At 70.9% G+C, this 23,158-nt stretch carries 27 protein-coding genes, 1 tRNA gene and 1 pseudogene; 5 read left to right on the top strand and 24 right to left on the bottom strand.

The features are described 5' to 3' along the window. From HHL19_RS33910 to HHL19_RS36920, 4 genes and pseudogenes are all read right to left on the bottom strand, one after another. Nucleotides 1–199: pseudogene (locus tag HHL19_RS33910) on the bottom strand (MFS transporter); the annotation flags it as partial. A 153-nt stretch (nt 200–352) separates the two neighbouring features. Then, the gene (locus tag HHL19_RS33915) at nt 353–1,432 is read right to left on the bottom strand and encodes a ParB N-terminal domain-containing protein (RefSeq protein ID WP_169094242.1); all 1,080 of its coding nucleotides are present in this window, start codon (nt 1,430–1,432) and stop codon (nt 353–355) included. A gap of 198 nt (nt 1,433–1,630) precedes the next feature. Continuing rightward, on the bottom strand, nt 1,631–2,536 hold the full coding sequence (gene galU, locus HHL19_RS33920) for a UTP--glucose-1-phosphate uridylyltransferase GalU (protein ID WP_169094243.1): 906 nt from the start codon (nt 2,534–2,536) through the stop codon (nt 1,631–1,633). 305 nt (nt 2,537–2,841) lie between these two features. Further along, the gene (locus HHL19_RS36920) at nt 2,842–3,507 is read right to left on the bottom strand and encodes a TetR/AcrR family transcriptional regulator (protein WP_206325969.1); all 666 of its coding nucleotides are present in this window, start codon (nt 3,505–3,507) and stop codon (nt 2,842–2,844) included. Nucleotides 3,508–3,883: 376 nt separating this feature from the next. Here HHL19_RS36920 and HHL19_RS33930 point away from each other — a divergent pair, with 376 nt between their 5' ends. Further along, nucleotides 3,884–5,080 carry a transposase gene (locus tag HHL19_RS33930; RefSeq protein WP_240982047.1) on the top strand — a complete coding sequence of 399 codons (1,197 nt, stop codon included), beginning with the start codon at nt 3,884–3,886 and terminating at the stop codon, nt 5,078–5,080. Nucleotides 5,081–5,117: 37 nt separating this feature from the next. Here the strand turns inward: HHL19_RS33930 and HHL19_RS33935 are convergent, their stop codons facing one another. Both HHL19_RS33935 and HHL19_RS33940 read right to left on the bottom strand, forming a co-directional pair. Then, nucleotides 5,118–6,500 carry a phosphomannomutase/phosphoglucomutase gene (locus HHL19_RS33935; RefSeq protein ID WP_346768558.1) on the bottom strand — a complete coding sequence of 461 codons (1,383 nt, stop codon included), beginning with the start codon at nt 6,498–6,500 and terminating at the stop codon, nt 5,118–5,120. A gap of 92 nt (nt 6,501–6,592) precedes the next feature. Continuing rightward, a complete protein-coding gene (locus tag HHL19_RS33940) occupies nt 6,593–7,270 on the bottom strand; it encodes a ScbR family autoregulator-binding transcription factor (RefSeq protein WP_169094244.1) in 678 nt (225 codons plus the stop codon). Nucleotides 7,271–7,371: 101 nt separating this feature from the next. Here HHL19_RS33940 and HHL19_RS33945 point away from each other — a divergent pair, with 101 nt between their 5' ends. Further along, nucleotides 7,372–8,304: a ScbA/BarX family gamma-butyrolactone biosynthesis protein gene (locus HHL19_RS33945; RefSeq protein ID WP_169094245.1), complete on the top strand. Its 933-nt coding sequence runs from the start codon at nt 7,372–7,374 to the stop codon at nt 8,302–8,304. A 68-nt stretch (nt 8,305–8,372) separates the two neighbouring features. Beyond that, a tRNA-Arg gene (locus HHL19_RS33950) sits at nt 8,373–8,445 on the top strand. Between the two features lie 71 nt (nt 8,446–8,516). Here HHL19_RS33950 and HHL19_RS33955 read toward each other — a convergent pair. From HHL19_RS33955 to HHL19_RS34005, 12 genes are all read right to left on the bottom strand, one after another. Further along, nucleotides 8,517–9,512, bottom strand: coding sequence for a tyrosine-type recombinase/integrase (locus HHL19_RS33955; RefSeq protein ID WP_346768566.1), 996 nt, complete (start codon nt 9,510–9,512; stop codon nt 8,517–8,519). Beyond that, the gene (locus HHL19_RS38630) at nt 9,509–9,661 is read right to left on the bottom strand and encodes a hypothetical protein (protein WP_346768569.1); all 153 of its coding nucleotides are present in this window, start codon (nt 9,659–9,661) and stop codon (nt 9,509–9,511) included. The genes HHL19_RS33955 and HHL19_RS38630 overlap by 4 nt, the downstream gene beginning before the upstream one ends. Next, the gene (locus HHL19_RS33960) at nt 9,661–9,864 is read right to left on the bottom strand and encodes a helix-turn-helix domain-containing protein (protein ID WP_169094246.1); all 204 of its coding nucleotides are present in this window, start codon (nt 9,862–9,864) and stop codon (nt 9,661–9,663) included. The genes HHL19_RS38630 and HHL19_RS33960 overlap by 1 nt, the downstream gene beginning before the upstream one ends. Before the next feature lie 2 nt (nt 9,865–9,866). Continuing rightward, nucleotides 9,867–11,270: a replication initiator protein RepSA gene (gene repSA, locus HHL19_RS33965; RefSeq protein ID WP_169094247.1), complete on the bottom strand. Its 1,404-nt coding sequence runs from the start codon at nt 11,268–11,270 to the stop codon at nt 9,867–9,869. A 5-nt stretch (nt 11,271–11,275) separates the two neighbouring features. Continuing rightward, nucleotides 11,276–11,455, bottom strand: coding sequence for a hypothetical protein (locus HHL19_RS33970; RefSeq protein ID WP_169094239.1), 180 nt, complete (start codon nt 11,453–11,455; stop codon nt 11,276–11,278). Nucleotides 11,456–11,546: 91 nt separating this feature from the next. Then, the gene (locus HHL19_RS33975; RefSeq protein ID WP_169094248.1) at nt 11,547–12,095 is read right to left on the bottom strand and encodes a GGDEF domain-containing protein; all 549 of its coding nucleotides are present in this window, start codon (nt 12,093–12,095) and stop codon (nt 11,547–11,549) included. Nucleotides 12,096–12,100: 5 nt separating this feature from the next. Further along, on the bottom strand, nt 12,101–12,418 hold the full coding sequence (locus HHL19_RS33980) for a SpdD-like protein (RefSeq protein ID WP_169094249.1): 318 nt from the start codon (nt 12,416–12,418) through the stop codon (nt 12,101–12,103). Nucleotides 12,419–12,430: 12 nt separating this feature from the next. Then, on the bottom strand, nt 12,431–12,586 hold the full coding sequence (locus HHL19_RS33985) for a hypothetical protein (RefSeq protein WP_169094250.1): 156 nt from the start codon (nt 12,584–12,586) through the stop codon (nt 12,431–12,433). A 19-nt stretch (nt 12,587–12,605) separates the two neighbouring features. After that, on the bottom strand, nt 12,606–12,794 hold the full coding sequence (locus HHL19_RS33990; RefSeq protein ID WP_169094251.1) for a mobile element transfer protein: 189 nt from the start codon (nt 12,792–12,794) through the stop codon (nt 12,606–12,608). Nucleotides 12,795–12,815: 21 nt separating this feature from the next. Continuing rightward, nucleotides 12,816–13,517 (bottom strand): DUF2637 domain-containing protein, encoded by a 702-nt coding sequence (locus tag HHL19_RS33995; RefSeq protein ID WP_169094252.1) that lies wholly within the window; start codon nt 13,515–13,517, stop codon nt 12,816–12,818. 78 nt (nt 13,518–13,595) lie between these two features. Further along, the gene (locus tag HHL19_RS34000; RefSeq protein WP_169094253.1) at nt 13,596–14,957 is read right to left on the bottom strand and encodes an FtsK/SpoIIIE domain-containing protein; all 1,362 of its coding nucleotides are present in this window, start codon (nt 14,955–14,957) and stop codon (nt 13,596–13,598) included. A gap of 2 nt (nt 14,958–14,959) precedes the next feature. Then, nucleotides 14,960–15,292 carry a hypothetical protein gene (locus HHL19_RS34005; protein ID WP_169094254.1) on the bottom strand — a complete coding sequence of 111 codons (333 nt, stop codon included), beginning with the start codon at nt 15,290–15,292 and terminating at the stop codon, nt 14,960–14,962. Between the two features lie 152 nt (nt 15,293–15,444). On the opposite strand from HHL19_RS34005, the gene HHL19_RS34010 reads away from it, so the two are divergent. Further along, a complete protein-coding gene (locus HHL19_RS34010) occupies nt 15,445–16,239 on the top strand; it encodes a GntR family transcriptional regulator (RefSeq protein ID WP_169094255.1) in 795 nt (264 codons plus the stop codon). Next, nucleotides 16,236–16,919, top strand: a complete 684-nt coding sequence (locus HHL19_RS34015) for a YdcF family protein (protein ID WP_169094256.1) — start codon at nt 16,236–16,238, stop codon at nt 16,917–16,919. The genes HHL19_RS34010 and HHL19_RS34015 overlap by 4 nt, the downstream gene beginning before the upstream one ends. On the opposite strand, the gene HHL19_RS37925 is transcribed toward HHL19_RS34015, so the two are convergent. The 6 genes from HHL19_RS37925 to HHL19_RS34045 all read right to left on the bottom strand — a co-directional run bounded on the left by HHL19_RS37925 (nt 16,892) and on the right by HHL19_RS34045 (nt 23,087). Further along, nucleotides 16,892–17,431: a nuclease-related domain-containing protein gene (locus HHL19_RS37925; protein ID WP_240982048.1), complete on the bottom strand. Its 540-nt coding sequence runs from the start codon at nt 17,429–17,431 to the stop codon at nt 16,892–16,894. The two genes, HHL19_RS34015 and HHL19_RS37925, sit on opposite strands and share 28 nt — an antisense overlap. A 1,024-nt stretch (nt 17,432–18,455) precedes the next feature. Continuing rightward, nucleotides 18,456–18,698, bottom strand: coding sequence for a hypothetical protein (locus HHL19_RS34025; protein ID WP_169094258.1), 243 nt, complete (start codon nt 18,696–18,698; stop codon nt 18,456–18,458). Next, nucleotides 18,695–19,453, bottom strand: coding sequence for a RelA/SpoT domain-containing protein (locus HHL19_RS34030; protein ID WP_169094259.1), 759 nt, complete (start codon nt 19,451–19,453; stop codon nt 18,695–18,697). The genes HHL19_RS34025 and HHL19_RS34030 overlap by 4 nt, the downstream gene beginning before the upstream one ends. Nucleotides 19,454–19,619: 166 nt before the next feature. Then, on the bottom strand, nt 19,620–20,486 hold the full coding sequence (locus tag HHL19_RS34035; protein WP_240982049.1) for a hypothetical protein: 867 nt from the start codon (nt 20,484–20,486) through the stop codon (nt 19,620–19,622). A 1,007-nt stretch (nt 20,487–21,493) separates the two neighbouring features. Next, nucleotides 21,494–22,453 (bottom strand): D-2-hydroxyacid dehydrogenase family protein, encoded by a 960-nt coding sequence (locus HHL19_RS34040; RefSeq protein WP_169094260.1) that lies wholly within the window; start codon nt 22,451–22,453, stop codon nt 21,494–21,496. A gap of 1 nt (nt 22,454) precedes the next feature. After that, complete coding sequence (locus tag HHL19_RS34045) at nt 22,455–23,087, bottom strand: hypothetical protein (protein WP_169094261.1); 633 nt, start codon at nt 23,085–23,087, stop codon at nt 22,455–22,457. Nucleotides 23,088–23,158 lie beyond the last annotated feature (71 nt).

Raw genomic sequence — 23,158 nt, forward strand, 5'->3', positions numbered from 1 at the left:
CGAGGCCTTCGCCGATGACGGGCAGGGCGACGTTGAGGATGGAGAAGTCCACCGCGAGCATGAACTGCGCGACGAGCAGGACGACCAGGACGAGCTTGAGCCGGCCGTCCAGCCTCTCCGGTACCGGCCCACCGGCCGCACCACCACTCGCCGACGCGCTCGCACCCGAACCCGGACGCGCACTCTCGACAACCGACATGACCAACCAGTCCTTTCACACGAACACGGAGAAGCAGGGGATGGGGGGAACGGGGAACGTGGGGGGGGTGAGGGGGTGAGGGGGTGAGGGGGTGAGGGGGTGAGGGGGTGAGGGGGTGAGGGGTAACTCGGGGTGGTGCGGCGCGCGTTCAGTTCAGGCGGAGGACTCGGCGGAGCCCCGGCGGCGGAGCTCGTCCGACAGTTCCTGCCAGACCTGTGCGCACTGGGCGGCTGCGGCGGCCGCCGTCTCTGCGCGGTACGGGGGGACCGCGGCGACGATCCGTTCCCGCTGGCGCAGGGCGCTGACCTGGAGGTCCAGCATCCGCAGCAGGAGCCGGCCCGCCTCGCTGAGGCGGAGCAGGGGGTCCTTGCAGAGGGCGGGCACCAGGGCGGCGAGCCGCTGGCCGGCACCGCCGTCGGACGTACTGGACGAGCCGGTTGCCCTGCCCGTCGATCCGGGTCCACCGGATCCACCGGATCCACCGGGTACGCCGGACAGGCCGCCGCTCGCGTCGTGGAGCGGGGGGCGGGCGCGGCGCTGGCCGGCGGGCACGGGGTCGGCGCCTTCGCCGATCCGGCGCCGGACGTCCCGTACGGTCGACGGGGCGATGCCGGCCGCGCGGGCGATCTCCCGGAGCGACGCCTGGGGGTGGTCGGCGAGGAGCCGGGCCGCGGCCTCCCGGCCGCGTGCCGGGTCCAGGGGCCGGATGCGGCCGTCGCGGCCGATCCTGCCGTCCACCGCTGTCGGCCCGGTCGCCCGGACGCGCAGTGCGGCGACGGTCCGAGCGGACAGCCCGGTGCGGTCGGCCAGGAAGCGGTCGGACCAGTCCGGGTGGGTCCGGAGGATCCGCAGGGCGGCGGTGGTGCGCTCCCTGCGGGTGAGGGGGCGTCCGTGGCGGATGTTGGCCTCCACGGAGAGGACGAAGGCGTCCTCGGCGCTGCCGTCGAAGAACACGACGTCGACGGTGTGCTGCCCGCGGAGCCGTGCGGCGCGCAGCCGGTGGGTGCCGTCGATGACCCGCATGGTGGCGCGGTGGACGAGGAGCGGCCGGTAGGGACCTTCGGCGGTGGCCAGGGTGCGTGCGTACTCCTCGTCGAGTCCGACGGTCCGCGGCGAGTCGGCGGTCCGCAGGGTCGCGGTCGGCACCCTGACCACCGCGCCGGCGGCGTCGGCGATCGGGGTGGTGCGCGCGAGGGGGGTGGGGAGCTTTCTGAGGTTCAGGTTCAGGTTCATGGGTTCACCTCCTTCCGGGAGTGGCCCGGGCGCCGGGTTCGTTCGGCGTATCCAGAAGGACAGTAAGTAACTACCGTTCGGTAACCTGCATCGGGCGCGGGCTCCCGGCGCGACTCTGGCAACTCACCGCCACGGGGCGGCCGGTGGTGGGCGACCGCGGGTCTTGCGCAGTCGCCCACCACCGGAACAACGTGCCGGTCAGACACCCACGAGCTCCTGGGCGCCGACGAAGTCCCGCAGCCAGGACCGGAATCCGGGCCCGAGGTCGTCGCGCTCGCAGGCGAGACGGACGGTGGCCTGGAGGTACTCGGCGCGGTCGCCGGTGTCGTAACGGCGGCCGCCGAAGACGACGCCGTGCACGGGCCGGCCGCGCTCGACGAGCCCGCGCAGCGCGTCGGTCAGCTGGATCTCGCCGCCCCGCCCCGGACGGGTGCGGCGCAGCTCGGCGAAGATCTCCGGGTCGAGCAGATAGCGCCCGATCACGGCGAGGTTGCTGGGCGCGGTGCCGGGGGCGGGCTTCTCCACCAGGTCGGTGACGCGGACGCCGTCGCTGCCGGCCAGGGGGCGTACGGCGGCGCATCCGTACTGGTGGATGCGGTCGGGCCCGACCTCCATGAGGGCCACGACGCTGCCGCCGTGGCGCTCGCGGACCTCGGTCATCCGGGCGAGGAGGGGGTCGCGGGGGTCGATGAGGTCGTCGGCCAGGAGCACGGCGAAGGGCTCGTCGCCGACGTGCGGGGCGGCGCACAGGACGGCGTGCCCGAGGCCGAGCGGGTCACGCTGGCGCACGTAGTGGATGTCGGCCAGTTCGGTGGAGGCGCAGACGCTGTCCAGCTTGTCCTGGTCGCCCCGGCGGGCCAGGGCCTCCTCCAACTCGTGGTTGCGGTCGAAGTGGTCCTCCAGGGCCCGCTTGTTGCGGCCGGTGACCATGAGGATGTCCGGCATGCCGGCGGCGACCGCCTCCTCGACGACGTACTGGATGGCGGGCTTGTCGACGACCGGCAGCATCTCCTTCGGCGTGGCCTTGGTGACCGGCAGGAACCGGGTGCCGAGACCGGCCGCGGGAATGACCGCCTTGGTGATGGGGGAAGGTGTGTTCGACATGGTGGCGAGGCTAGGGAATCAGGCCCGGAAAAAGCACTTCCCGCCGTTCCCCCGGACCCCACTTCGGCATTTCGTCAAAGTCGCCCCGGCCGCCGTGAGTCGAATTCCGTAAATGCGGTACGAGGCATTCCGGGCATTCCGATGGCGTTTCCCGCGCTCATACGCAAAGCCCCGACCGCGATAGAGCGACGGCCGGGGCGGGGTACGGGTCGGGGGTACGGGTCGGGGTATGGGGCGGGCGGGCGAGGCCCAGGGAGGCAGGGGGTCCGGGGGCCAGGGGGTCCGGGGGGCCAGGGGGCAGGGGGTCAGGGACCGGCCTGCGGCGGGACGGACGGCGCCCGACCGCCGCCGTACGGGACGGTGGCCCGGAGCTCGCCGTGCGGGCCGGCTGCGTGGGGTTCCGCGTACGGCTCCGCGACCACCCCCCGGCAGACGAGCCGCCACAGCTCGCGCAGCTCCTCCAGCGCGCGGCCGGGCAGGGCGGTGGGCCGCCGCCGGACGCGCCAGGCGGTGCCGGACAGCAGGTGACAGGCGAGCCCGGCGACCGGGCGGGGCTCGACGCCCGGCGCCAGCTCCCCCCTCGCGGCGGCCTGTTCGAGTAACGCCTGGAAGGACGGGAGCCAGGCGCCGCACCACGACGGCCCCGGCCGCCCGCCCTCCTGGCCGAGCCGGATCGCGGCCCGGACGGCCGCCTCGCGCTCGACGAGCGCGCCGAGGGAGAGCAGCAGGACGGAGGCGGCGTCGACCGCCCGGCCGCCGCGCCGCGCGGCATCGCCGGCGACGCCCCGGGTCAGGGCCGTTCCGCGCTGCACCACGGCGGCGGCGAGATCGGCCTTCGCCTCGAAATGGAAGGTGACCGCACCCACGGAAATGCCCGCGCGCCGACTCAACCGGGAGAACGAGGTCCCCTCGTAACCGTGCAGGTCGAATTCGACCGCGGCCGCGGAGAGGAGCTGCTGGCGGGTGCGCACGGCGCGCGTTTGTTTCACCACGTATTCATCACTGCTTCATCACTGCCATTCGGATCGTCACTGCCCCGCCGATACGCGTCGATACACGCGTCGACCACGTCGGCGCGCGTCGTCGCGCGCCGTCCCCGAAGGGTCAGCGGCACCGCAGCCTGCCCGCACGCGCACCCCGACGCGAGGGCTACTTGGCGAAGACGTCACCCACCCCGGGTGCTCCGCCGGGCGCCCTCCCCCAACCTGCCCAAGTCGCCCCTCGAAGACCAGAGGAACACTCGAAAAAAAACGATCGTTCTGTATTCTGCAAGGACGGATCGATCGACGGACCGATGGATCCCGCCCGGCCGACGCACCCGTCGGCCGTTACCGAGGAGGCGGAGAGATGACGGCACTGACCCTGCCCCTGGCTCCCAGAGCAGCCACGGAGAGGCCGCACAAGGAGTTACCCCAGCCCACGCCCGAGCCCACGCCCGAGCCCACGTCCCGGCCCACGACCCGGCCCACGCCACTACCCACCGACGACCTGGCCCTGACCGGCTTCACCGAGCGGCTCTTCGGCCATCTGTCCCGCGCCGACCAGCGGCGCTGGGCGCGGGTCTACCTCCAGGGGCTGCTGACCGCACCCGGCAAGAAGTCCGTACGGGAGCTCGCCGCCTCGGTCACGGACTCCCCCACCGCGTACCAGTCGCTCCAGCAGTTCATCAACGCGAGCCCCTGGGAGTGGGAGCCCGCCCGCCGCGAGCTCCTGCGCTGGGTCGGCGAGCGCCACACCCCCGCCGCCTGGACCGTGGGGCAGGCGGTCCTGCCCAAGCGCGGCTCCCACTCCGTCGGCGTGCACCGCCGGTTCGACCCGGCCGCCGGACGGACCCTCAACTGCCAGCTCGGCCTCGGGATCTTCGCCTGCCTCGACGAGACCACCGGCATCCCGGTCGACTGGCGGCTGCTGCTCCCGGAGGCCTGGGTCACCGACGCCGACCGGCGCCGCCGCGCCCGGATAGACCCCGCGACCTCCTACCGCTCCCCCGCCTCGCTGATCCTGGACCTCGCGGACGCCGTCCGGGACGCGCCCCGCGCACCCCTGGTCGCGGACCTGAGCCGGACCGCGCGGGCGGGAGAGCTGGTCGCCGCGCTGGCGTCCCGCGGCTGGGACCTGCTCGTCGCCGTCCCGCCGACGCTCACGCTCACCCCCGCCGGCCTCCCCACCGGCACCGAACTCACGGCCGCCGGCGTCGCCACCCTCGGCCGGCTACGCCACCCCCAGGCGATGCGGGTCCACTCGACCCTCGTCCGCCTCCCCGACCTTCCGCAGCCCTGCCGTCTGTTCAGCCAGCGCCGCAACGGCCCCTTCTGGCTCACGACCCTCACCCGCCACCGGATGGACGACCTCCTCCACCTGACCCTCCACCAGGGCGCACCCGCCGCGACGACCCGCCGCCTCGCCGACGCGTACGGCCTCCTGGACTTCGAGGGGCGCTCGTACCCCGGCTGGCACCACCACATGACGCTGGTCTCGGCGGCGTACGCCTACGACGTCGCCCCCGTGCCCGTGCGCCGCCACCGCCTCCCCGGCGCGGCATGACCGCCACGGCCGGGAAGGCGCGCCGGGAGCTCCGGGATCAGGCCCGGAGCAGGGCGAGGACCTCGTCGCGGACCTTGCCCATGATCACGGCGTCCCGCGCCTCGACGTTGAGGCGGAGGAGGGGTTCGGTGTTGGAGGCGCGGAGGTTGAACCACCAGTCGGCCGAGGTGACGGTGAGACCGTCGAGCTCGTCGAGGACGACGCCGTCCTCGCCCTCGTACGCGGCCTTGATCTCGGCGGCCTTGGCGGTCTGGTCGGCGACGGTGGAGTTGATCTCGCCGGAGCCGGCGTACCGGTCGTACGAGGCGACCAGCTCCGACAGCGGCCCCTCCTGGCCTCCGAGGGCGGCGAGCACGTGGAGGGCGGCGAGCATGCCCGTATCGGCGTTCCAGAAGTCCTTGAAGTAGTAGTGCGCCGAGTGCTCGCCGCCGAAGACCGCCCCGGTCTTCGCCATCTCCTCCTTGATGAAGGAGTGGCCGACGCGGGTGCGGACGGGCACGCCGCCGTTCTCGCGGACGACCTCGGGGACCGACCAGGAGGTGATCAGGTTGTGGATGACTGTCCCACCGGGATGCTTGGCGAGTTCGCGGGCGGCGACGAGGGCGGTGATCGCGGAGGGGGAGACGGGCTCGCCTCGCTCGTCGACGACGAAGCACCGGTCGGCGTCCCCGTCGAAGGCGAGACCGAGGTCGGCACCCTCCGCCCGGACACGGGCCTGGAGGTCGACGATGTTCTTCGGGTCGAGGGGGTTCGCCTCGTGGTTCGGGAAGGTGCCGTCGAGCTCGAAGTACATCGGAACGGTGTCCAGCGGGAGGCCGTCGAAGACGGTGGGGACGGTGTGGCCGCCCATGCCGTTGCCGGCGTCGACGACGACCTTGAGGGGGCGGATCGCGGTGAGGTCGACGAGCGCCTTGAGGTGGGCGGCGTAGTCGGCGAGGGTGTCCCGCTCGGTGACGGTCCCGGGCGTGGCGGCGGCCTCGGGGGCACCCTCCACGAGCCAGCGCTCCGCGAGGGCGCGGATGTCGGAGAGGCCGGTGTCCTGCCCGACGGGCGCGGCGCCGGCACGGCACATCTTGATGCCGTTGTACCGGGCCGGATTGTGCGAGGCGGTGAACATCGCACCGGGCAGACCCAGACTCCCGGAGGCGAAGTACAACTGATCGGTGGAACACAGCCCGATGAGGGTGACGTCGGCGCCGAGGCGGGCGGCACCGCGGGCGAAGGCGTCGGAGAGGCCGGGCGAGGAGGGGCGCATGTCGTGGCCGACGACGATGGCGTCGGCCTCGGTGACGCGGACGAAGGCGGCGCCGAAGAGCCCGGCGACCTCCTCGTCCCACTGGTCGGGCACGATCCCGCGGACGTCGTACGCCTTCACGATCGCGGCCAGCGAGACAGCGGGGGACGGCAAGACCTTCGACACGTCGAGCTCCTTCAGGCGGAGGGGAGGGACGCCGCCGGACGCTACCCGCGCTTCCATCCCACCCGCCCGCAGACCGCCGATTCACACGACGGCTATGGCACCTCGACGCCCTGAACGCCCTCGTCCACCCCCAACTCCGCCCCCGCATCAGGCAGATCGAACCGCAGCGAGTCCCGGATCTCGGGCACGGCCACTGCGGGCAGCAGGTAGCGCCACAGGGAGACGACCCGCTGGGGCAGGTCGCGGCGCTCGGACGACACCTGGGAGAACAGCTGCGCACCGGTGAAGGAGCTCACGAGCACCCAGGCGAAGTCCTCGTCGTCGAGCCCGGGCAGGAGCTCGCCCCTGGCGCGGGCGAACCGCAGTTGCTGCCGGAACTCCAGCACCCAGGCCTGGTACGCCACATCGTCACGCAGCCCGAACTCGCCCTGCTCGACGGCGAGTCGGACCCCGGCGCGGAGCAGCGGATTGCGCCGCAGCTCGACGGCCAGGTACAGGGTGATGTCGATGAGCCGCTGAAGCCCGTCCTCCCCCTTGGGGAAGTCGAGGCCCTCTCCCTGGCTGACCATCACGGAGTAGGCGAGCTCCTCCTTGGAGCCGAAGTGGAAGTACATGCCCCCCTGGGTGACGCCGGCCCGCTTCATGATCTTGCTGATGCTGGCCCCGCTGAACCCGAACTCGTCGAACACCTCGGCCGCGGCGCGCAGGATCACCGCCCTGGTCTGCACCGCCCTCGGTTGCGGCGTCCTCTGTCGGTTCCGATCTGCCACCGTCCCGCTCCCCTCTCGACAAAAAAAACGAACATCCTCTATTTTAGAGCGTGTGCCCGGTCAGGGCCATCCACACTGCGCACGACACCTGGGGGAATCCGATGACTCCATACGTCGACCACACCGCCACCGTGAACCACGCGGGTCTGAGCAGCGCGTTACCGAGGGAGTACGTGCACAAGAGCGCGCACTCCGAAGTCCTCCTCACCGGCTGGAAGACGGAAGGTCCCGACACCTTCACCGTCACCGCCCAGTGGCCCCGCACCCACGCGTTCTACGCGCCCACCGACGGCCGCCACGACCCGCTGCTGCTCGCCGAGACCGTCCGCCAGGCCGTCCCGCTGCTGAGCCACGTCGCCTACGACGTGCCCTTCGGCCACCGCCAGATCTGGAACACCTTCTCCTTCACGCTCGACCCCGACGCCCTCGCCGTCGGCGCCACCCCGGCCGAGGTCGACATGCACGTCCGGTGCACCGACGTCACCCGCCGCGCCCGCCGCCTGCACGGCCTCACGATGCACGTCGAGCTCACCCGCGACGGCACCCCCCTCGGCACCGCCCAGGCCGCCTTCACCAACCAGCCGCCCCACCTCTACCAGCGGCTCCGCGGCCCGTACGCCGACACCGCCCGCGCCCTCTCCACGGCCCTCCCCGCGCCGTCCCCACTGCCTCCCCACCACGTGGACCGCGACCGCCGCACCGACGTCGTCCTGGCCCCCACCCCGGCCCCCCACCGGACCCAGCTGCGCATCGACCCCACGCACCCGGTGCTCTTCGACCACCCCGTCGACCACGCCCCCGGCATGCTCCTCATCGAAGCCGCCCGCCAGGCCGCCCACCACACCACCTCCGACGGCCACCCCACCGCCGTCCTCACCGGCCTCCACACCACGTTCCACCGCTACATCGAGCTGGACGCCCCCTGCTACATCACGACCCTCCCCACCCCCACCCGCACGGTCGAGATCCAGGCCACCCAGAACGACCACCTCTCCTTCACCGCGGCCGCCACCCTCACCCCCCGCACCCCGTAATCACCCCCACACACAAACCGAGGCGCCCCCACCACCCCCCATCCGCTAGGCTGTGACCCGCCATCCCCGCCTCCGTAGCTCAGGGGATAGAGCACCGCTCTCCTAAAGCGGGTGTCGCAGGTTCGAATCCTGCCGGGGGCACAAGCCGAAGGGCCAGCTCACAGGGGTTTTTCCCCGGAGCTGGCCCTTTCGCATGATCACGCCCGTGCCACCTACGTGCCAGAAGGCGGCGAATCACCCTCCCCACGGGACCGGCGGATCATCTCCCCGAGCTTCCCCGCGATGTGCTGATCACGGTCGCTCGTCATGTGCTGATAGATCAGCGCGGCCCGGGTCGTGCTGTGCCCCATCCGCGTCATCAGCTCACGCGTGCTCGCGCCGGCGCTGGAGGCGAGCGTGTTCCCGGTGTGGCGAAGATCGTGAAAGTGCACGTCACCGGAGACGCCGGCCTCTGCGCGCGCGGCCGTCCAGTCGTCGCGGAAGTTGCTCCGCCGAAGCAGACCGCCACGGGGCCCCTGGAAGAGGTGACCGTCCTGCCCGGCCGCGGCGAAGCACTCCAGGTGGTGAGTCAGCTCGGGGACGAGTTCAGCGGGGAAGGCGACCGGCCGGACGCCGGCGGCGGACTTCGGCGCCTTGTCGGCGAGCTTCCCGTTCTGAAGCTCCGACTGGGCCCGGCGGACGAGGACCACACAGCGGCTCAGGTCGAGGTCCCGGCGTCGCAGCGAGGCCAGCTCACCGAACCGGAGCGTGGTGAAGGCCGCGAGGAGGACGAGCGCCCGGTATCGAGCCTGGATGGCGTCGGCCACGGCGTACACCTCAGCGACCGTGAGGACGGGACGCTCTGGCACGTCGTAATGATCGGCTCCCTTGATGCGGCACGGGTTGCGGCGGATCAGCTCGTCGTCGACCGCCGTGTTGAGGATCGCTCTCAGGAGCTGGTACGCCTTGACCACGGTGGGCTCGCCCACGCCGGCTTCCAGCAGGGCGGTACGCCAGGCCCGGACGCGGGGTGTGGTGATGGCGGCAAGGGTTCCGGTGCCGAAGGTCGGCTTGATGTGCAACCGGAGCACGCCCTCGTTCCGCTCCCGGGAACGGTCCTCCAGCTTGCGGTGCTTCAGCCAGTCATCGGCGTACGGGCCGAAGGCGATCTTGCCCGCGTCGGGTGCCTGATAAGTGCCCCGGACGATCTCCGCCTCGATGGTGGTCAGCCCACATCCGCGTCGGTCTTCGTCGCGAAGGTCTGCGGCGCGGCCTTCGTCTCGCCGGACAGAGGGTCGCGATAGCGGGCCTGCCAACGGCCAGACGCGAGCTGCCGCACGGTCCCGAACCGGCGGCGCCGGCCTTTGCGGTTCGCCATCACGCCACCTTCCCGAAACGCCGGACGATGGGCTGCACGGTGTGGGTCTCGATGTACGCCTGCACCGCGGGCTCCGGGATGCGGACGTGCCGCCCGACCTTGACGAAGGTGATGCGCCGTTCCTCGATCAGGCGCCGAGGGAACCGGACGGAGGTGCCGAGGAGTTCGGCGACCTGGTCCACGGTGAGCAGACGGACGGACATGGTCACCACTCCCCTTCAGGGGTTGCTTCGACTTCGGTTCGGATCTCTTTCGCGTGTTCGCGGTTGTGCTGGATGTCGCGGCGGATGTTGGCGGCGAGCCAGGATTCGCCGGGGGTGCGGCCGTGGCCGGCGTAGGCCCAGTGGGCGACGACGAGGAGGGTGGACTCCGGGTGCTCGTCGGGGTCGGGCAGGCCGAGGGCGGTGCGTTGCTGCTGTGCGCGGTAGTTGGCGCGGACCTGGCGTAAGGCGCCGAGGGTGGTGGAGTAGGCGCGGGACTTGGTGGAGAAGTGGCCGCGGAAGCCGAGCATGTGGGCCCAGGCGCGGAGCCGCCGGTCCGGGTAAGCGGTGTCGAGGTCCATGCAGGCTTCCATCAGGCGCCGGGGGTGATCCGGGACGCCGAGGAGGACGAGGGCTTCCTTGTTGCCGACCGGGTGGTCGACGGTGCCCGTGGTCTCGGCGGCCTTGGTGGCGTACTTCGCGACGTAGGCGGCCACGGCCTGCTCGGTCAGTTCCTCACCCTGGCCGAAGGCACCGATGGGCTGCACATCGAGCTGGGTGCCCCAGGTGAGCGTCAGGTCCTGGCCGATGCCGTGAGCGGGGGCAGCGTCAACGACCACGCGCACGCGGGCGGCGGCTGCGTGGATGGCGTCGGTGAGAAGGTCGAGGGTGGCCCAGTGCGGAGGCGGGGTGTCCGGTCCGTCGGGGCCGTCGAAGCGGATGACGGCGTGGAAGTGGACGGCCCCGCGCTTCTGGTACTCGGCGACCTTGCCGAAGGAGACGCGGGACTGTTCGCGGGCGGCTTTCTGGGTGAGGCCGGCGCGGGCGGCGATCTCGCGACGGAGGTAGATCGTGAAGTAGCGCCACAGCTCGGAGGCGTGGTTGTTCCACAGCACAGCGCCCGTGTAGTCGTACGTGTCCGGGTCGAGCGGAGTGCCCAGCGCGGGGGCGTCCTCGGGGTGACGGGTGCCGCAGCGGCAGGGGCGGGTGCCGGGGCGGTTGTGGACGGGGCCGAAGGACGGGGCGGTGAGGGTGGCGAAAACCCGCGGGTGTTCCCGGATGGTCTCCGGGGTGCCCTTGCCAAGGTCGCCGACGAGGCCGGCGCGGATGAGGTGGTAGGTGTCGCCGGCGTAGGTCCAGGCGCAGGCCGGGCAGCGGGAGGCGCGGCGGTTGCCGCAGGCGACGCGGAGGATGCCGCCGGGTTCGGCGTCGGTGGTGTAGGCGTGGATCACGGTGCGGGTGGCGGGGTCGAGGAGCTTGGTGCCGCCGGTGAGACGGATGGGGGCGGTGCAGCCGCCGGTGCGGCGGAGTTGTTCGGTGAGGCGGTCGAAGCCGGGGGACCCGGCCACCCGGAGCAGGTCGCTCAGGGTCGCCGGGTCCAGGCCCGCCGCGAGGGCGGTGTCGGTCAAGGCCGTCACTTCCCGGCGCGGGCGAGGGCGGTGGGGGCGGTGCGGGTGCCGGTGCCCTTGCAGGCGGGGCAGGTGGCGGCGAGGGTGCGGCGCTGGCCGTCCTGGGTGGTGCCGGTGGTGATGTGGACTACGGGGAAGCCGTCGCAGTGGGAGCAGACGCGGGCGGGCGGGGTCTGGGGCATCATGAGGTTTCCCTTTCGGGTCCGGTGGATCTGGAATGGGGTGAAGGCGCCCGGGGCGGCGGAAGTTTGGCGACCGAGGCCGCCCCGGGGGCCGCTAGCGGGTGTTGCGCCTGCCGTGGCCCTTGACCGCGTACATCGACGCGTCGGCGGCCGAGAGGGCGTCGGTGAGGACCGGGACCGGCAGCTGGTCGCGGTGGCAGTGCCCGACCGAAGCGGAGACCGGCAGGGCGTGCCCGCGGTGGGTGATCGGCTCGTCCAGCGCGGCCCGGAGCTCGGCGAGGCCGGGGGTGCGAGCGGGGTCGGTGACGATGGCGGCGAACTCGTCTCCGCCGAGGCGGGCGGCGATGCCGTGACGGCCGCACCAGTCAGCGAGCCTGTCGGCGGTGGTGGTGAGGACGGTGTCGCCGGCGGCGTGGCCGTGGGTGTCGTTGATGGCCTTGAAGTCGTCCAGGTCGACCAGGACCACGAGCGCGTTCGGGTGCTTGCTCATGAGGTGGTCGGCGCGGGCGGTCCATCCGGCGCGGGTGTGCAGGCCGGTGAGCGGGTCGCGGCGGGCGGTGGCCAGGCGGCGCCAGAGCAGCCCGCCGTGCAGGGCCCAGCCCAGAGCCGGTAAGCCCGCCGCCGCGATCGTCTGCGTGTCCACGGCAGCTACCGACCCTTCTGCATGTCGCGGACCAGGAGCCGGAGCACGACCGCGACGACGGCGATGGACGCGGCGCTGATGGCGACGGCGAGGAGCATGGAGACCAGGACGGCGCCGACGACCAGGACGACGGCGCCACCACCCGCGGCGAGGGCGACCGCGCTGCCGGGGGTGAGCTGGACCGAGCCGCGGGGCGTGGTGGACGGGGCGGGGGCGGGGGCCGGGACCACGATCGGGGTCGGGGTGGTCACCGGTTCGGTTCGGGTCGGGGGGATGGGGTGGACGGGCGGGAGCGGGTTGACCGGGATGCGGGGCTGGAGCATGGCGGGGTCTCCCTACTTGGCGATGGGGTCGATGACCGGGGTGAGGAGGCTGTCGGCGAGGAGGTAGCCGCCGAGGAGAAGGGCGGCGACGAGCCACCAGGGCGGGCGGATGAGTTTGATTCCGAGGCCACCGACGACGATCAGGGCGAGCCAGAGCGGGACGTCCATGGGACGGGCTCCTTCGGGTTCAGCGGGGCTGGCAGCGGTGGGTGCGGGCGGCGAGTTCGGCGGCGGCGCGGGTGTTGTAGTCGGCGGAGAAGTCGCAGCCGGGGGCCGTGCACACGGCGGTGTGCTTGGTCCGGCCGCGGCCGTCGCGGTGGGTGCCGACCTGCACCGGGCCGATCTTGATGACGTTGTGGAAGCGGTTGGGTCGCACGGGACGTACCTCCTTCCTGGGTCAGGCGAGCTGAAGGGCGATGGAGTCGGCGAGGGCAGAGGGCATGCCGTGGCGGGTGCGGAGGGTTTCCGCGTCGATCGGCCGCCCGGTCTGAGCCCGGTGCGCGTCCGCGATCTTCTGGGCGTGAGCCATCAGCGCGGGCGGCACCGCCACAGCTGGCACCGCAGGAACGGGCGCGGGTCCGAGCTGTTCTTCCTGCGCGGCAGGTTCCGGCTGGATCCCCACCGGTTCGGGTTCGGCCGGCGGAAGTTCGGGCGCCGGTTCCGGCGCCCGTTCCACGGTCACTTCGGCCACCGGCTCCGGGACCGGTGCGGGTTCCGGGGCCGAGGTGGGTTCGGAGGTGGGATGGGCGTGGGCGAGGAGGGTGCCGCCGAGGAAGGCGATGGCGGGCCATCCGGCGACGAGGATCCGCAGCCAGGCCGGGACGTCGTTCATGTCGAGGAGTCCGGCGGTGGCGACGTTGGCGCCGAGGGACGCGATGAGGGCGATGGCGAACCAGAGCCAGGCGTCCCGGTTGCCGCTGTCGGTGCGCATCCGGCGCCAGGCGGCGACCAGGAGGAGGTCGACGGAGACCGGGTAGGCCCACGCCTTCCATCCGTCCTGCCCGGCCGCCTCGGCCAGGTCGTGCAGGTGAGCGAAGGACAGGGCCCCGGCGATGACGGCCTGGATCAGGACGGCGTCGAGACGGAAGGGGCGGAACACGCGGCCGCCTCCTTTCGGGCATGGGTCGGGTAGGGACCTGGCGTGAGACGGTCACGCCGACCGAGGGAGCAGGGGGTGTTACGAGGTGGCCGGGGCGGGCTTGACCAGCGGGTCGGACTCCACGACGTCGAGGGCGATGCCGTCGGTCTGGGCCGGGCGGTAGGCGGCGAGGGCGGGAAGGTCCGGGGTGAGGTCAGCGTGCTGGGCGCAGATGTCGGCGACCTCGGCGGCGGACAGTTCGGGGGTACGGATGCGGGTCCAGCCGCCGGAGGTGTCACCGGCCACCGCGACGCCGGGCCGGTCCGGCGGGATCGCGGTCACGGCCACGACCGCGTCCGGGGCGATGTCCCCGAGTCCCATGTCGGCGGTCTGCTTGTCGTTGACCCGGTGCACGACCCGGCCGGTGAGCTGGGCCCGCAGGGTGGTCGCGCCGCGGCCGAGGTCCGAGCCGAAGCGCTGCCCGCACACCTCCAGGTAGATGCCGGCCGCGCGGGCCATCTGCCCGAGCCGGATCATCTGCATGACCATCCGGTCCCGGCGTTCCTCGTCCTTCTTCCCCGCGACGAGGAACAGCTCCGCGACCTCGTCCACCAGGACCACGACCGGGACCGGACGTGCGGTCTCGGGCAGGGCCCAGATGTCGGCGACCCCGGCGAAGCTCAGCAGGTCGAAGCGGTCTTCCATCTCCCCGACCAGGACGTCGAGCAGGCCGGACGCTTCCTCGGGGGTGGTGGCGAACCCCGACAGGCGGGGCGCGTACCCGCGCTGTTCCACACCCCGTTTGCAGTCGATGCCGACCAGGGCCACGTCGAGGCGGGCGAGCTGGGCGATGAGGTTGCGCTGATACATCGACTTGCCGGACTGGTTCGCACCGAGGGTCAGCGCGTGCGGGACCTTCAGGTAGTCCCGTACGAACGCCGACCCGTCCTCCCGCAGCGCCACCGGCACCGCCAACGAACCCGACAGACGCCGCCGGGAGCGCGGCATCCGGACCCGGCGCAGAACGTCGTAGCCGGTCATCCGCAGTTCCACGAACCCGGGCTTGGTCTCCACGACGTGCACGGAGTGGACGCCCCAGGCGTGCCGGAGGCGTTCGGAGGCCGCCATCACGTCGGCGGGCTCCAGACCGGCCGGGAGCCGCAGGGTGACCCGCATCCCGGTCGAAGTGCCCCGTACGCGGCGGACCTTCGGCGGCACAGGCTGGACCTCGGAGCGGCGGGCGACGTTGCGGACCATGAACGCCCGCAGGCGGGACGGCTGCACCGTCAGCCCGCACACGTCCATCGTCGCGTGATACGTCATCGCGAACCGCACCCGCGTAACCGGCAGACCGATCAGCGACCAGAACACCCGGGGCGCTCGGACCTTGGCGTAGCCAAGGCCGCCGGCGGTTGTGGCGAGCGGGAGGCCGACCTCCCATAAGGTCGAGATGTCAGCCATGGTCAGGCGCCCATCGGGGTGACCGCGACGGCGCGGAAGGAGATGCCGTGGCGGGTCTGGCCGTTGAACGTGTTCTCCCAGTCCCGGGCCTTCAGCCCGATGACCGACACCGGCATACCCGGCATCAGCCCGTCGGGGAGACCGGTCTCCGGGACCGTCACCTGGTAGAGGTTGCCCTCCCCCTCGTCCGAGATCAGCAGGCCCACCGTGGAGAGACCGGCACCGGTCTCCCGGTCCGTGGCACGCTCACCGGTCTGCTTGCTCACGAGCTTCGGCGTGGGAGCGGTCGCGACGAACACGACAGCGCTAGAAAGGTCGATCTTGAAGGACGGCATCAGCACTCCTACGTTGTGGGGCAGCCCAAATGAGACCGCGGCACTCGCTGTCCTAGGACTGCGAGCGCTTGAGTAGATAGTGCCCAGCAGTCCTAGGACTGTCAACAGTCCTAGGGCTGTGTTTGACTGGTTCCTGTTGAAAGGGGTTCGAGATGGCGCCCAAGTGGCGGGAGCTGGCAGACAAGCTGGCTGAGCAGATCCGGAGGGGTGAGTACGAGCCTGGTCAGCGGTTGCCGCAGATCAGAGAGCTGGTCGAGGCGGGAGAGGGCTCGAAGGCCACGGTTCACGCCGCCTACAAGGCGCTGGAAGCCGAAGGGCTGGTCACCTCTTCCCGGGGCCACGGGACCGTCGTCCGCGAACGCGTACCGCTCAAGCGGCTCGGCATCGCCCGGTACGACAAGGCGAAGTGGCGCGACGGTGACGAGGTCGCCTTCATCGCGGATCGTGTCGCCTCAGGCCGGGCGTACCGCCGGAACGAGCAGACTCAGACCGTCAGCCTTGTCGAGGCACCGTCCGCTGTGGCGGCAGCCCACGGCCTGGAGGCGGGGGCACCGGTCTACGCGCGGGCCCGACTCGTCAAGGAAGGCGACCAGCCGACTCATTCGCTGACCAGCTACTACCGCCCCGAGCACGTGGAGGGCACTCGCTTGGTCGACCCGACTCCCGGACCGGCCGGCAGGGGCGGCGGATTCCGCGTCCTCTACGACGCTGGATACGAGATCGACCACATGAAGGAATCCCTGTTCGCCCGCACCCCGACGGCAGAGGAAGTGCGGATGCTCCAGCTTCCCCCTGGCGAACCCGTGGTCGAGCTCCACCGCACGACGTACACGGCCGCCGGCACCGTGGTCGAGTTCGCGATCGGGGTACACGCGGCGTCGCGCTTCGCGTGGGAGTACGACTTCAAGGTCCCCGACTCGGCACAGCCTCAGGAAGGCCAGCAGTGATCTCGACGCAGGACTGGGCCGACACGCGACTCCTCTGGGAGTACCACCAGATGGGGCACGCCCCCCGGCCCTGCTCGGTGGCGATCGGTCTCGGGAGCCACGACCTTGGCGTAGCCGACACCGCAGTCGACCTGTACCGGCGCGGCCTGGCTCCCCTTCTCGTCTTCACTGGAGCCACCAGCCCCACGACACGGGAACGCATGCCCCGCGGCGAAGCTGTCCACTACCACGAGCGGGCCCTCGAACTCGGCGTCCCGGCATCGGCCGTGCTCGTGGAACCGCGTGCCCGGAACACCGGGGAGAACATTCGGTTCTCCCGAGACCTGCTCGCCGAGGCCGGCGTCGAGGTGACCTCCGTCCTGCTGATCAGCAAGCCGTACGAGGAACGCCGCGCGTACGCCACAGCCAGGAAGTTGTGGCCCGAGGTCGAGATCGTGAGCGCCTCAAGCCCGATGACGCTCCACGACTACGTCGGCTCGATCGGTGATCCCCGCTTGGTAATCGACATGCTGGTAGGCGCCCTGCAGCGGCTCCTCGTCTATCCGGAGCAGGGCTTCATGATCAGCCAGCCGATGCCGGCAGAAGTGACCGCGGCGTACGAGCGTCTGCGCGACGCCGGATTCACCAGCCGCCTTCTCCGCAACGATCAGGGTCAGCCCCTCAGCCAGACCCGGCGGTGACGAGCCACCGCGTAGACGGCCTCGACCTGTTCGGCGGTGAGACGCCCAGTGAGTGGCCCCAGTGCTGCTATCTCCCGCTCTTGGCAGACGCGGACCGCGCCCTGAGGGTTGGACTGGCGTAGGGACTCCACGCCCACGAAGACCAGCATGGGTTCGACCGGCACGTCGAAGTCGCAGTACCGCTGAAGGGCTCGTCGAACGAAGTCCGCCTCAGTCTTGCTCGCGGCGGCGTAGGGGCGAGGGGGACCCCCGTTGACCTTGACCATGGTGTCCCCTACCCAGACCGCCGCCCCGCGGTGGGTCTTGGTGTTGATCGTGAACACCCCGCCCGGCCCGATCAGCAAATGATCGATGTCGCCGCCGTTGCCCTTCTGGATCCCGTGGAGCGCGTGCCAGCCGGAACGGGATAAGCGAGCCAGCTCCCGCCCGACCTTCCTCTCCCCCTTGAGCCCGGTGTAGAAGCTGTCCCACTCCGAAGGCTGCCTCAGCAGTTTCGAACGGAGTCGCTGCATTGAGGATGGCCCCCGCTCAGCCATGGGTCCGATGAGCCGAGCGCCTGGTGGATTCCTGGCGAGATCTTCGCTGGGGGTGAGGGGCGGGAGGGATGCCGGCGGCGTCGCACCGTTGGGAGGAGGTAGCGTCTGACGAGGAGGAGCGTCGGCAGGCGAAGCCGAGCTTGCCGAACCAGCCGTATCGACAGTGAGCCCATCGCCGAGATGCGCACGAAGCAGGACCAGTGCTTCCCCCTGATACTGCCTCACCTTGATCGTTACGGTTCCGGTTGCGCGATCCGCCCATGCGACCGCAGTCCCGTCCGGGAGATTCACGTACAGCCGATCCCTGCCGTGCCGCTTCCACGACTTCACCGTGAGACCACTCATCCGTCGCCCCCCCTGCAGACAGATCCCCACACCTATGGCAGCACCTGCCGACTACGCCCACAAGAGCGCCCGTTCCGGGGAAGCTGTTACAGGTTTCTCTACCTCATCAAGCACCCGGCTGCGCTCCGCTCCGCCGGGCGGGCTTCCCGGCTCCGCTCGGGGCGCCGCTCCTGCCTTCGGCCCGCTCCGCCCCCGCTGCGCCGACGCCCGCCCCTGCAAGACGGGATAGGCCCAAGAGCATGAGTCCGAGCCCCAACGGCCGCCGGTTCCTCAGGTCACCGACATGCCTCCGGCGGGGGCGCTCAGACTCCGGGATGGGAGGGGCCCGCGGGCGGGTGCCGGCCGGTGGGGTGTAGCGGTGGGGAACTCCCATCCCGCCCGCCGTCGACCCAGGCAGAGCCGAGCAGACACGGCACCGGGCGTGCTCCACGGTGTGTGGGTCGACGGCAGACGGGATGGGAGTTAAGGGTGGGCAGCCAGGTAGGGCGGGAATCCGCCTCCGCCATGGTAAAGGTCAGGTAAAAACAACCTGCCACTTAGCCCCCCGGGTTACGCTCTGCGACCGGAGGTCAGCGTAGCGGCAGAGCGTAACCCGGGGGGCTAAGTGGCATTAAGCCTTGGATACAGAGTGTGACCCTTCGCCCTTACTGCCTGCTCAGGCAGCCGTCAGCACTCGGCCTGTCGAGGAGCCGAAGTAACGCGAGTGCGTCTTCCTGAGTGCAGCCAGCGAAGAACCGGTGAGTACGACGACCTCGGTGTCCTGGCCCCGAAACTCTCGCTCCAGCTGGAACCGAGCCCTGAGTGCCGCACGCCCCTCAGAGGAAGGGAACTCCTGGCGAACGTCAGTCTCGCCGCTCTGGCGGTTGTAGACGAGCAGGAAGTGCTTGAGCGACTTCATCTAGGCAGCCCTCCCTTGATCGTCTCGATCTGCTCTAGCACGCTGCGGAGTGCGTCGAGCAGAGGCTTCTGAGCCTCCAGAGTAGCTTCCCGCCCTCCATGGGTGCCAACTCCTTCGTAAGCCATCTTTTCCAGTCCGTACAGCCGCTCCGAGATGCCCTCCATGCTGGCGATGACGTCTTTGGCAGCCTCACCGCCAACCTCTGGGTCCTTCCCGTACCTGATCTCGCGGCCGAAGATGTCGGCGATCCGCTCGAAGACGTTGGCCCAGAGGTCTTGGCCGGTGGTGCGGATCTGAACCTCGACGTAACGGTCCCCAAGCGCTACAACCACGTGAACCGCACGGTAGCCCACCATCGGATCCTCGCGGCGGTCCTTGGCTGTGCACTTGTGTCCCTGACGCTCGAAGGCGTCAATGATCATGTCGCGTAGGTCATCCTGCTCCACGAGAGTTATGCCCCCAGACACCCGGATGCCGGCGATGTCCTGGACACGAGCCAGGTTCGTGCTTTGCCCCTTCTCCTTGGCTCGGCGAAGCTTCTGGATCAAGGTATCCGTCGTCTTGAGCCTGTGGGTCACCCCGATGGGCCACTCCAGGGCATCGCAGAGGTTGTCGATCACCCCGCGCGCGGCAGATAGCAGCTCGTCGTAGTCGATGAGCAGATCCTCTAGCAGTTGGAGAGCTTCATCCGTCGCTCCATCAGGGACCTCTAGGCGCTTGCCGAGCTTCTGGATCGCCGACTTGGACATTGACATCGCACTAACATATGCGGCCAACCAGCCTCGCGACTGCGGCTTCGCCGACATGCCACCGGACGGTGCCAAGCTCTAGGCCAGAGCACACAGCCGCTCTCCTAGAGAGGCGTACGTGGACATCGGTCACAGAGTCCGGACCAGGCGAGGTAGGTCCGGGGCTCACCGGTCAGCTGTCGGCAGCCGTGCCGCCCCCACTGACCTCCCGAGCGATCTTGAAGATTGCCACCCTCCCCAAGAGCGGCGACGGGCCGCCAACAAAGGGGAATCTGTCTCTGCTGCCAGCGTAGAGAACGAGTCCCTTCTCCTGAAGCTCATTGATGATGGCGGTGATGCCGCGTTGGGCGTCGCGCACTGAAGCACGGGAGTGCTCTATGTCAGATGAGATGTCGCTCCAGTCCCGGAAGGTCTGAACAGCGTCATCAATGAGGTCCTGCTCGTCCTCAGTGCAGTCGTCCGGCTCAACGTGTTCGAGCCACCCGAGGCAACCGGAGAGGATCGGCCAGAGGTCGCGTCCCGTCCTCATGTGACTGAGCGGTACGACTTCAAACGCGGGCTCTTCGGTCGAGACGATGTCGATGATCCGGTCGACCTGCTCCCGCCTGAGCTTGCAGATCTCTAGGGCGAGCGTCTTGAGACCCCACACCTCGATAGCGACAGCGGGGTAAAACGGGCGTAGCTCATTGTCGATGAACTGATCGACCTCGCCCGGCACCGTGTCATTCGTGAGGAAGCGCCACACTTTCACATCGCGGTGCTCCCGTAGGCATCCTTCCAGGTCCCCGCGAATCTTGGCCTTGGTCTTGTCGAGGCGCTCCTTGCGCGTCGCATGCGCCGCGAAGAACACCCTGGCCTTTGGGCAGTAGCCGTCATTCTTTGTGTCACCTCTCGGCCCCGCAGCCCGCACCGGTTGGTAGTCACCGGGGTGCAGCTCCAGGCCCAGCCGGTCCATGCAGTCCTGAAACGCGTTTCCCTCCAAGCGGACGAGCTGGCCTTCAACGACCTTCCGCAGCGAGTTCTGATCCACGAGGATCATTACCCCACGGGCCCACCCCTCGGCGCAGCCAGGTCGGATTGGTCACGCAGCCCGATCAGCGCAGAGCCCTATAGACCTGCATCGAGCACGGTCCAACCGTTCGAGGACCGCGGCCACGAGCCGGCGCACGAAGCTTGAGCCGCCACCGGTGCGCGGCCTATGCGTGGACGGTGAGGCCGCACGAAGGCCCTAACTGCGCCCTGACCAGTGTCGATACACGAAACGACGCGCCCTCCGGAGCCGTGGCCGCATGCGACCAGCTAGGAAGGTTCGCGCGCGGCCAGCGCTGGCAGGGCACTCTTGGCCATCGGCGGAGCCTGCCCGTCGGTTGGGTCCCGGGCTTGCACCGGGCCGCCCCCGGACAGAACCAGGGATGCAGCTGCACTACAGAGCTGGAGACCTCGGAAGCCGACCGCGCGCAGGTGGACGTTATACCGAGGCACTGACAGGTGCCGGCGAGGACCGTGCCACATCCGTGCCAGATCAAGCGGGGAACCACGGGGAACGAGGGGCGTGTTCGGGCTCTGGGGTGTCGACCAGCTCTCGCAGCGTCTGTGCAGGTCAGGCCGAGGTTCGCCCTCCCGCTCTCCTAAAGCGGGTGTCGCAGGTTCGAATCCTGCCGGGGGCACAAGGCAGAAGGGCACCTACTGATTCAGTAGGTGCCCTTCCGGCATCCCCGAGGGCGAGGTCGCGCGCCTCGGCGTCGGTCGCGGAGGGCACGACGTTCCAGTCCGAGCGGTCGGCGCCGAGGTGGTCGAGGGGGGCGAACTGCCGGGCCAGGGTGAGGGGTTCGTTGTACGTGTGGTGGACGCGGTCGCGGTGAGGCCGGTGTGCCGGGTGTGCACGGCGAGCGCGGGCAGCAGGGTCGGCGGCTCGAAGCGGACCATGCGGCCCTGGCGGCTCAGCTCGTCGGCGTCCTTGTAGCGGGTCCGGACCCCGCCCCGTCGGACAGGAAGACCATGTCGCCGCCAGGCGGCTCTGTGGCGCCCGGGCGCGGGAAGGAAGGCTCAGCCGAGGAGGCGGACCGGCGCGCCCGCCAGGTACGCCTCGATGTCCTCGACGGCGTGCGTGTAGTAGGTGCGGTAGTTGTTCTGGGAGACGTAGCCCAGGTGCGGGGTGGCCAGGAGGCGGGGCGTGGTGCGCACCGGGTGGTCGGCGGGCAGCGGTTCGACGTCGTACACGTCGAGGCCGGCGCCGGCGATGCGGCCCTCGCGCAGGGCCTCCAGGAGGGCGTCCTGGTCGATGAGGCCGGCCCGGGAGGTGTTGACGAGGTACGCGGTCGGCTTCAGGAGCGCCAGTTCGGCGGGGCCGAGGAGGCCGCGGGTGCGGTCGCCGAGGACGAGGTGGAGGGAGACGAAGTCGCTGGTGGCGAGGAGTTCCTCCTTGGAGGCGGCCCGCCGGACGCCGACCTCGGCGGCGCGCTCGTCGGTGAGGTTCTGGCTCCAGGCCTGGACGTCCATGCCGAAGGCGAGCGCGACCTGGGCGACCCGGCTGCCGATCTTGCCGAGGCCGAGGAGGCCGAGGGTGCGGCCGTGGAGGTCGGCGCCGACGGTGGACTGCCAGGGGCCGCCGGTGCGCAGCGCCGTGTTCTCGGTGACGATGCCCCGGGCGAGGCCGAGGAGGAGGGCCCAGGTCAGTTCGACGGGCGGGGTGGAGGTGCTGGCGGTGCCGCAGACGGTGACGCCGTTGCGGGCGGCGGCGGCGTGGTCGATGACGCTGTTGCGCATGCCGGAGGCGACGAGGAGGCGCAGGCGGGGCAGCCGGTCGAGGAGGGAGGCGGGGAAGGGGACGCGTTCGCGGAGGGTCACGACGATGTCGAAGTCGGCCAGCGCGGCGGCGAGTTCGTCCTCGGTGGCGAAGTGTTCGGGGAAGCTGACGACCTCCACCCGGTCCTTGAGGGGGCTCCAGTCGGCGGCGGTGGTGGCCACCTGCTGGAAGTCGTCGAGTACGGCGCAGCGAAGGCTCATGTCAGTCCTTGTCCCAGGTGATCGGGGTCGGATGGAGGGTAGCGGCGCCGATGCCCGGGCCGGCGGGAAGGGTGAGGGTGCCGGCCTCGACGCGCACCCCGGTGAAGGGGTCGTCGCGCAGGCCGACGGGGCCGGGGGTGGTCTGCGGGCCCGCCATGCGCAGTTCCCCCGGTCGTACCGGAGCGCGACCTCCACGCGGGGCTCCGGTCGGCCGGGTGTTGGCGACGAGGTTGCCGGGGACGGCGCCTGTCTCCCCGGCAACCTCCAGGGCGTCGGGCAGCCGGGGGGCGGAACGGGGCCGGAGGTCGACGCCGCGTTCGGCCGCGGCGATGAGCCGGCCCACCGCCTGGGCGCGGACCAGGGGGTCACCGGTCCGGCCGGGGATCGCCTCGACGGTGGCGAGCGGCACCCCGAGGGGGGCGGCGAAGGCGTCCGCCCGCTCCTCCGCGAACCGGGCGAGCGCCTGCGGGCCCCTCGGGGTGTGCGGCGCGTCGCGCCGTTCGTGCCGGCGCCCCTCGGCGTCGACCGGATGGCGGGCGCTCTGGAGACCGGCGAGCCAGGCGCGCTCCGCCGCCGTGGGAGGCGCGACCCTGGCCTGCGACACGTGCGCGTACAACTGGCCGGGGTGGGTCATGACGGACTTTCCGTGGTCCTCGCACCTGGTGAAGGTGATCCATTGGACCCGACCCCGCCGGGCGCTTCAAC

It is taken from the genome of Streptomyces sp. R302, from assembly GCF_012927245.1.
Lineage (GTDB): Bacteria > Actinomycetota > Actinomycetes > Streptomycetales > Streptomycetaceae > Streptomyces.

Excerpts from the sequence above, each read along its gene's own strand:
- HHL19_RS34005 (WP_169094254.1), bottom strand. The coding sequence starts at position 15,292 with ATGCCGTCCTTCAAGATCGACCTTTCTAGCGCTGTCGTGTTCGTCGCG.
- HHL19_RS37925 (WP_240982048.1), bottom strand. The coding sequence starts at position 17,431 with ATGCAGCGACTCCGTTCGAAACTGCTGAGGCAGCCTTCGGAGTGGGAC.
- HHL19_RS34010 (WP_169094255.1), top strand. The coding sequence starts at position 15,445 with ATGGCGCCCAAGTGGCGGGAGCTGGCAGACAAGCTGGCTGAGCAGATC.
- HHL19_RS34045 (WP_169094261.1), bottom strand. The coding sequence starts at position 23,087 with ATGACCCACCCCGGCCAGTTGTACGCGCACGTGTCGCAGGCCAGGGTC.
- galU (WP_169094243.1), bottom strand. The coding sequence starts at position 2,536 with ATGTCGAACACACCTTCCCCCATCACCAAGGCGGTCATTCCCGCGGCC.
- HHL19_RS33960 (WP_169094246.1), bottom strand. The coding sequence starts at position 9,864 with ATGTCCGTCCGTCTGCTCACCGTGGACCAGGTCGCCGAACTCCTCGGC.
- HHL19_RS34000 (WP_169094253.1), bottom strand. The coding sequence starts at position 14,957 with ATGGCTGACATCTCGACCTTATGGGAGGTCGGCCTCCCGCTCGCCACA.
- HHL19_RS33985 (WP_169094250.1), bottom strand. The coding sequence starts at position 12,586 with ATGGACGTCCCGCTCTGGCTCGCCCTGATCGTCGTCGGTGGCCTCGGA.
- HHL19_RS33980 (WP_169094249.1), bottom strand. The coding sequence starts at position 12,418 with ATGCTCCAGCCCCGCATCCCGGTCAACCCGCTCCCGCCCGTCCACCCC.
- HHL19_RS33915 (WP_169094242.1), bottom strand. The coding sequence starts at position 1,432 with ATGAACCTGAACCTGAACCTCAGAAAGCTCCCCACCCCCCTCGCGCGC.
- HHL19_RS33970 (WP_169094239.1), bottom strand. The coding sequence starts at position 11,455 with ATGATGCCCCAGACCCCGCCCGCCCGCGTCTGCTCCCACTGCGACGGC.
- HHL19_RS33930 (WP_240982047.1), top strand. The coding sequence starts at position 3,884 with ATGACGGCACTGACCCTGCCCCTGGCTCCCAGAGCAGCCACGGAGAGG.
- HHL19_RS38630 (WP_346768569.1), bottom strand. The coding sequence starts at position 9,661 with ATGGCGAACCGCAAAGGCCGGCGCCGCCGGTTCGGGACCGTGCGGCAG.
- HHL19_RS34025 (WP_169094258.1), bottom strand. The coding sequence starts at position 18,698 with ATGAAGTCGCTCAAGCACTTCCTGCTCGTCTACAACCGCCAGAGCGGC.
- HHL19_RS34030 (WP_169094259.1), bottom strand. The coding sequence starts at position 19,453 with ATGTCAATGTCCAAGTCGGCGATCCAGAAGCTCGGCAAGCGCCTAGAG.
- HHL19_RS34035 (WP_240982049.1), bottom strand. The coding sequence starts at position 20,486 with ATGATCCTCGTGGATCAGAACTCGCTGCGGAAGGTCGTTGAAGGCCAG.
- HHL19_RS34040 (WP_169094260.1), bottom strand. The coding sequence starts at position 22,453 with ATGAGCCTTCGCTGCGCCGTACTCGACGACTTCCAGCAGGTGGCCACC.
- HHL19_RS33945 (WP_169094245.1), top strand. The coding sequence starts at position 7,372 with ATGACTCCATACGTCGACCACACCGCCACCGTGAACCACGCGGGTCTG.